This window comes from Amycolatopsis coloradensis (genome assembly GCF_001953865.1).
In the GTDB taxonomy this organism is placed as follows: Bacteria; Actinomycetota; Actinomycetes; order Mycobacteriales; family Pseudonocardiaceae; genus Amycolatopsis; species Amycolatopsis coloradensis.
In genome coordinates, this window is sequence record NZ_MQUQ01000053.1 from 1 (window position 1) to 5,321 (window position 5,321).

The 5,321-nt window shown below is 65.5% G+C and carries 7 protein-coding genes; 3 read left to right on the forward strand and 4 right to left on the reverse strand.

Annotated elements, in window-relative coordinates:
- Window positions 1-541: 541 nt before the first annotated feature.
- The 3 genes from BS329_RS41570 (at window position 542) to BS329_RS41575 (ending at window position 2,883) form a co-directional block, all read left to right on the forward strand.
- Window positions 542-1,231, forward strand: coding sequence for a recombinase family protein (locus tag BS329_RS41570; protein WP_143253460.1), 690 nt, complete (start codon window positions 542-544; stop codon window positions 1,229-1,231).
- A 23-nt stretch (window positions 1,232-1,254) separates the two neighbouring features.
- On the forward strand, window positions 1,255-1,560 hold the full coding sequence (locus tag BS329_RS45455) for a helix-turn-helix domain-containing protein (RefSeq protein ID WP_341866365.1): 306 nt from the start codon (window positions 1,255-1,257) through the stop codon (window positions 1,558-1,560).
- Between the two features lie 123 nt (window positions 1,561-1,683).
- The gene (locus BS329_RS41575) at window positions 1,684-2,883 is read left to right on the forward strand and encodes a tyrosine-type recombinase/integrase (RefSeq protein ID WP_076169111.1); all 1,200 of its coding nucleotides are present in this window, start codon (window positions 1,684-1,686) and stop codon (window positions 2,881-2,883) included.
- A 52-nt stretch (window positions 2,884-2,935) separates the two neighbouring features.
- Here the strand turns inward: BS329_RS41575 and BS329_RS44270 are convergent, their stop codons facing one another.
- From BS329_RS44270 to BS329_RS41585, 4 genes are all read right to left on the reverse strand, one after another.
- The gene (locus BS329_RS44270) at window positions 2,936-4,126 is read right to left on the reverse strand and encodes a DUF3732 domain-containing protein (RefSeq protein ID WP_208619382.1); all 1,191 of its coding nucleotides are present in this window, start codon (window positions 4,124-4,126) and stop codon (window positions 2,936-2,938) included.
- The gene (locus BS329_RS44275; RefSeq protein WP_208619383.1) at window positions 4,060-4,905 is read right to left on the reverse strand and encodes a hypothetical protein; all 846 of its coding nucleotides are present in this window, start codon (window positions 4,903-4,905) and stop codon (window positions 4,060-4,062) included. The genes BS329_RS44270 and BS329_RS44275 overlap by 67 nt, the downstream gene beginning before the upstream one ends.
- A gap of 5 nt (window positions 4,906-4,910) precedes the next feature.
- Window positions 4,911-5,045, reverse strand: a complete 135-nt coding sequence (locus tag BS329_RS45645; RefSeq protein WP_360912277.1) for a three component ABC system middle component — start codon at window positions 5,043-5,045, stop codon at window positions 4,911-4,913.
- A 30-nt stretch (window positions 5,046-5,075) separates the two neighbouring features.
- Window positions 5,076-5,321 (reverse strand): transposase family protein (locus BS329_RS41585; RefSeq protein WP_143253461.1); only part of this gene is annotated, 246 nt, incomplete at its 5' end.

Sequence of the window (5,321 nt, forward strand, 5' to 3'; positions counted from 1 at the left end):
CCCAGGCCGGTCGACTGGGGCGAGTACGCCGCCGCCGTGCACCGTTGGGAACTCATCACCGGCCGCCCCGCCCCGTACCCGACCCAGCCAGGCCGGCACGGACGCCCCGTGCTCGCACCGCCGTTCGTCGAGTGGCTCATGGGCCTTCCCCCAGGCTGGGTCACCGCCGGGCACCTCGAGCTGCCCCGCACCGCGCAACTTCGCGCTCTGGGCAACGGGGTGATGCCCCAGCAGGCCGCGCGCGCACTACGCTACCTGCTGGACGACCTCACTCACCTGCACCGTCCGCCCTGCCACCCGCCGGTCAGCCTGACCCGGGACAGGCACTCCGGCGTGAGCCGACCGACCCGAGCCAGCGGTGCCGTGACGCACCCGCCTGGCACCACCCGGGCCTCGGCCGCCGCGCGTCCTCACCGCAGCGGTACCCGCTCGCGTCGCTTAACCTGTGGCGCTCCGGGGCGAGGACACCGCCGAGCCCGCCCCGGAGCGCCACGCTCCACCCCCTTCCCACGAACTCGACTTCCTGAAAGGGCTCTTCGTCATGCCCACACACAGCAGGACACGCCGCACCGCGCCTTATCTGCGCCACTGGCTCCGTACCGCCCGCCACCGCCTCCGGCTGCTACACCAGCGGCCACCGAACCGGGCACTCGCCAGCCACACGCCCTCCGGTGCCCAGCCCGCGCAGCATCCGGTGACGCGACGGTCGGCCGAAGCGATCGCGGTCCTGATCCGCGCGGGCTGGAACGTCCACCACCCGCCGTACGGCTACACCACGATGACCATCGCGGGGGCCCAGAGCCGACGCGGCACTGTCCGCACCCGGCTGACCCCAGACCCGCGTCGCGCCCTGGTGGTGCAGGACATCTTCTACTGGCGCGCGATCACCGGCCTGTCCATCGAGGACATCACCGTACGGCTCGACACCGACCACAACCGCTACCCGCCACCCGGAACCCACACGTCCTGGCCGATCGCCGCGGTCGCCACGATCCTGACCAACATCAAGTACACCGGCTACCAAGCCACCGGCATCCGCGACGAGAACGGCGTCTTCCGGCCCGTCGAACAGTGGGTGCTCTCCGACCAGCCCGCGCACCGCGCCTTGGTCACCCCCGCGCTGTTCTGGGCCGCTCAAGACCCGGCCAGCAACGTGCGCCCGACTTCGGACCGTTTGCTTGCGCCAGCCCTCAAGCACGGCTCCTGTGGCCACAGGACGGTGGCACCGTGACGACCCGGCCGCCGAATCCCTCCGTGGAATGGCCGATCGCAGGGGGAGCTGACGAGCGCGCGGGTGCTCCCGGCGATCGTGCTGACGCTGCTCTACTAGCGCCACAGACCGCCCTGCTCTATACGCCAGCTCAAGCTGCGGAACTGCTGGCCGTGCCTGAATCATGGGTCCGGCGCAAGGCAGGGCTTCGGCTCGTGCCCTGCACTTTCGTTGGCAAACACCTCCGATTCTCCCAAGAAGACCTGCGCGCGATCATCGCCGCAGGGCGCCGCCCGGCTGGCACGCCTCGACGCGCCCGGCCCGTGCGCCGACGTACACGCGGTCGCTGACGCACGAGTTTCTTTAGCGCATATCAAGGTTTCTTGTCGCTACTCCTGGCTCTCTGTCCTCTGTGGAGCGCTCATGGACGGGGTCGTCGACGTGACCCCCACACCACAGCAAAGGAGTTCACCATGCCCTGGGCGGAACCAGTTGGTGACAACACCTGGCGGGTTCGCTACCGCCGCGCCGACGGCAGTAAAGGTGCCATTCCCGGATTCCCCGACGAGACAGCGGCGAACGTCTACATCGCCGACATGGAAGTCGAACAGCGCAAGGGTACGTGGATCGACCCCGTCGCTGGCCAAACCACCGTCGCCGAATTCGCGCCAGGGTGGCTTGACTCGCTCGACATCGACCAACGGACCGAGGAAAATTACCGCAGCTTCCTGAACGTGCACATCCTGCCGCGATGGGGAAGCGCAGCACTGGCCGAGATCACGAACCTGGAAGTTCGGAAGTGGGAGAAGAAGCTCCGCGCCAGCGGTCTCGCCAAGACCACGGTGGACAGCATTCTGAAGTTTTTCGCGCTGGTGCTCACCGATGCCGCGGAGGAAAAACTCATAGCGGCCAACCCGATCCAGACCAGACGCCGCGGACGAAGGCGTCGCAGCCATCACCGGACACCTCGGAAAGTCTGGGCCGAATCTGACGAGGTCCTACAGCTTGCGGACCAGGTGGCCGCGAAGTACGGAGCTGGGGGAGCGGTCCTCGTCGTCACCGCTGCCTGGACCGGGGCGCGATGGGGCGAGCTCGTCGGGCTGCAACGCCACAACCTCCACCTCTACGACGACAACACCGGAAACATCGTCGTGGACCCCGACTTCGGCGCGCTCCACGAACCCAACAAAGGCCCCCTCTTCCTTGGGCCACCGAAAACTGAGGAATCCGCACGGACCATCACCCTGCCGCCCTTCCTCATCATCTTGCTTCGCGCGCACCTTGCCAGCCACCGACACCGGCACGTGTTCGTCACGCCGCAAAGTCAGCTACACCGACGCAGCAACTTCAGTCGCCGCGCCTTCCGTCCGGCCGCCAACGGCAACCTTCACATCGCCAACCCAGAAATCCGGCTACAGCCCGTCAAACCCGGGCTCACCTTTCACGGCCTGCGGCACAGCCACAAAACCTGGATGATCTCCGACGGCGTGCCGCAAGTCGCCCAGTCGCTTCGTCTCGGGCACGTACTTGCCGACAAAGTCGAGGAAACATACTCCCACGTGGCATCTGCCGTTGAACAACGTCTCCTCGACGCGCTGCAAACTCGCTGGGAGAAAGCTGTCGCGGACAGTGGTGCAGCACCTGAGGAAACGGACTGGCGCTCCGCGGCGTAGAACGAAACCGGTGCTCGCTGGGCGAGCTTTTCGTCTGGGTTGGCCATCGCTGCTATTTCAGATTGTCTATCCATTCTTGGGGTATGAGTTTGTCTCCGCCTCGCCAGTTATGTACCACGGAGTTCTGGAACCACTCATCGGGAAGGTTCGCGTGGTCGCAAACGATTACCTGCATGTGTGGGGCTAGTTCAGCGACGACGTCATAGATCAAACGAAACAGGCGGTTGACTGCTTCCCGGTCGCTGTCGCGGCCTGGTGTGCCTGCGCGCTGGTCAACTTCCGATCGGTACCAGACCTGTGTCGGTTGGTCGAGCATGAGTAACCGTGGGACGGGCCGGTGCTGTCGAACGAAGTGTCGGTGCAGGGCGAGGTGGGTGACGAGGTGGTAGCCGACCCAGTTTTCACCGCTACCAATGCGGAAGAGAGGTGCGGGGCCTTCCTCGGTGTCTGTGACGACGGTGAGTCGGCTGAGGTCGAGACGGACACTGCCGCCTCGGTGCTCAAGCTCGAGGTGGTTTGCCCAGCGGGTCATGTCCTGGCTGATCGTGACCAGGCGGGAAGTGAGCTGCTCGCGCTCTTCAGCGGGATCGAGTTCGGCCTCGAGTGTCCGAACCAGTTCCTGCGCGGCGTCCAGACGCTGTTTGAGATGGGCCAACTCCGTGTCCGAGGAACTGGGGAGTGTTGCCAAAGTGGCATGGATCCGGCCACATGCGAAGTCGCGGCGCGCGGTCTCGGGCAACTGGTCGGAAGCAGTCTGGCCCGCGGTGAGGGATTGAATCGCCGATTCAGCTGCGCGTAGCTGAGAGCGGATCGAGCTCGTCTGTTCATCAATGGCTTGTAGCGCTGTACGGCGCGCGGGACGTGCGGCTTCGACGCCGGTTAGCTGGTCGTTGAGGCGCTGGAGGCTCCGGCGAAGCTGAGCCGGAGTCGGATCGGGATCGGCGAGTTCCGATCCACACACGGGACAGGCACTGTGACCGTCGGCGAGCGATTGCGACTTGTCGGGTTCATCGCGTGGGAGTCCGAGCAGGTTGAGGCTGGCGAGCCGTGCGGTTTGGGTCCTGACCGCCCCTGCGTAGTCGGTTTCGGAGTCGTTCTGCTGCAGGAGGACATCACGTTCCGCGTTCAGAGCACGGAGGCGGTCACTCAGTTGATCCCGTTCCCGTCCTAGGGCGATCATGCGTTCAGCAGTTTCGCGGTCCGGTGGTTCGGGGGCAGCGGTCGCCGTGACAGCGTTGTGCAAGGCGCTGACGGTACTGGCTCTGTCCGGTGGTTGCTGCTGCGCCTCGACCATGCCGAGCGAGTAAGCCTCTTGCCAAAGTGCCCGCAGATTGGCATCACCCGCTTCGCTCGCCAGCTGGGCTTGGCGGTAACTGGTCTCGATCTGCCGTAATTCTCGGCGCGCAGCGGCGAGTTGAGCGCGCTTGAGCGCTTGGTCCCGGGCACTGCGCCGATGAAGTAGGGAATGGTGTCCTTCAAGGTTTGGATCATGCCTTGATCACCTTGCCGGTGAAACAGCAGGTCACGGTTGGCGATCTCACCTTGACGCTGCAAGCAGAGCAGCGTGGCATGTCCAATGTGGGCCTCGAGCGGCTGGCGCGCCGACCAGGTGGGAGGTTCGTGACGGTTCTCCTCGATCCCGATGCGCCGTCCGAGCTGTTCTCGCACGGCATCGGAGTCGGTGTTCACCACCAGGTCGCCAAAGTCGAGCGGTTCGAGGTCAGCACCGAATTCCAGCATGGCGCGCTGTGTGGATGCCTTGCCCGGTCGAGGCGCGGGGCGGGCGACGAACGCGCGACCACCGTCCAGGTCGAACAGTGCCGCATACCAGGCGACGGTGCGGGTGATCGGGCCTACTGGCATCTGCATGGAGTCTCGGCCGAGGCAGTACTCGACGATGTCGAGGAGGGCACTCTTGCCGGTTTTCGACTCCCCGGTCACGACGTTGAGCGCGCCGGGGGTGAACGGGAGAACCCGACGGTCCCCGGCCGTGTTGTAGAGGATGATCGCGAGAAGTTGCACGGTGATCAGGGTGCCACGCCGAGAACCGCAAAAACGGTTGCGGGGCTGTCTATTTTCGCGAGCCAACGACCAGCGAAGCCTGCTTTGCGAAGGATGTCGGCGAGCTCGTCAGGAATCTGGAATCCCCGTGGCCGGCGCACCCGACCGTCTAGGGCGTGTCCTGGGGATCTTCAGCGGAGGTGGAGGACGATGCAGGCGAGGATGATTTCGGCGCGGTGGTAGGCGGCTCGTTTCGCGAACCGTGTTGCCAGACCTCGGAATTGCTTGAGCCGGTTGAAGCATCGCTCGACGACGTTGCGGAGTTTGTAGAGGTCGGGGTCGAAGGCCGGTGGTCTGCCACCGGTGCTGCCTTTGGCCTTGCGGCGGGCGATTTGGTCGGCGCGTTCGGGGATGGTGGCCTTGATCTTCCGCTCCCG